Source organism: Amycolatopsis sp. SID8362, assembly GCF_010550475.1.
Taxonomy (GTDB): domain Bacteria; phylum Actinomycetota; class Actinomycetes; order Mycobacteriales; family Pseudonocardiaceae; genus Amycolatopsis; species Amycolatopsis eburnea.
Genome location: NZ_JAAGNB010001636.1, coordinates 1 through 1310, shown reverse-complemented (window position 1 = coordinate 1310; position 1310 = coordinate 1). Strand labels below are relative to the sequence as shown.

General features: G+C 73.6%; 2 protein-coding genes. One reads left to right on the top strand and one right to left on the bottom strand.

Features of this window, described 5'->3' with window-relative positions; genetic code table 11:
* Positions 1-219 precede the first annotated feature (219 nt).
* Positions 220-1101, top strand: a complete 882-nt coding sequence (locus G3I65_RS50620) for an aldo/keto reductase (RefSeq protein ID WP_160703023.1) — start codon at positions 220-222, stop codon at positions 1099-1101.
* Here G3I65_RS50620 and G3I65_RS50615 read toward each other — a convergent pair.
* The coding region (locus G3I65_RS50615) for a zinc-binding dehydrogenase (protein ID WP_160703021.1) at positions 1082-1310 on the bottom strand (229 nt) is incomplete at its 5' end. The two genes, G3I65_RS50620 and G3I65_RS50615, sit on opposite strands and share 20 nt — an antisense overlap.

Genomic DNA, 1310 nt, shown 5'->3' with positions numbered 1-1310 from the left:
TCCTCCCGGCGCAGGCCGGGGACCCGCCGGAGGCGGCCGTCGTCGGGCAGCCCGGCCCGGCGCGGGTCGAGCGCGGCGCGGCGAGCCCGCAGGAACTCGCCCAGTTCGGTACCTGCCATGCCCCCAGTGTCGCAAGACCGCCCGCCGCGTGCCTGGTACCAGGGTGCATAGGCAGTTCCCTCCCTGGCCCGCCACCCGGGACCGGGCGACGGTGGAGTCATGACCGAACGAACCACCCTCCAGATCGGCGACCTGACCACCGGCCGCATCGGCTACGGCGCGATGCGCCTCACCGGCCCCGGCCACTGGGGCGACTACCCCGACCGCGCCGCGGGCATCGCACTGCTGCGCCAGGTCGTCGACGCCGGCGTGACGCTGATCGACACCGCCGACGTCTACGGCCCGCACACCAACGAGCAGCTCATCCGCGAAGCCCTCCACCCGTACCCGGAGCACCTGGTGCTCGCGACCAAGGGCGGCTTCGTCCGCAGCGGCCCGGAGATCTCGACGATCGCCGCGATCGGGCACCGCCAGTACCTGCGCCAGTCCGCGATGCTGAGCGCGCGCCGCCTCGGCGTCGAGCGGATCGACCTCTACTACCTGCACAGCGGCTACGCGCAGGACGCGTCCTTCGAAGACCAGGTCGGCACGCTCGCCGAGCTGCGACGCGAAGGCGTGATCGGGCACATCGGCCTGTCCAACGTGACGCTGGAGCAGCTGAAAGCCGCGCGGGAGATCGTCGAGATCGCCGCCGTCACCGCGCACTACAACGTCGTGGACCGCCACGAGCAGCCGTTGCTGGACGCGGCCGCCGAGGCCGGCGCGGTCTTCGTGCCGTGGCAGCCGGTGTCGCTCAGCACGCCGGGCGCGCCCACCGACACCGCCGGGCCGGCCGCCGTCCGCGGTGTCCTCGAACCGATCGCGGCGCGCCACGGCGCCACCGTTTCCCAGGTCGCGCTCGCCTGGCTGCTCGACCGCTCGCCCGCCGTCCTGCCGATCCCCGGCACGACGTCGCTGGCCCACGTCCGCGAGAACCTCGCCGCGCAGGACCTGCTGCTGAGCGCGGAAGAGATCGCCGCGATCACCGCGCTACGACGCTGACCTTCCCCTTGGTGTGCCCGCCTTCCTGGTAGGTGAACGCGGCACGCAGGTCGTCGAACGGGTACGTCCGGTCGATGACCGGCGTGAGCGCGCCGGACTCGGCGAACGCGGCCAGTTCGCCCAGGACTGCCCGCTTGTCCGGGCAGGCCACGGCGTCGGCGAGCACGACCCGCCGTCGCGCGAACGGCCCGGAGGCCAGCGCGGCGAAG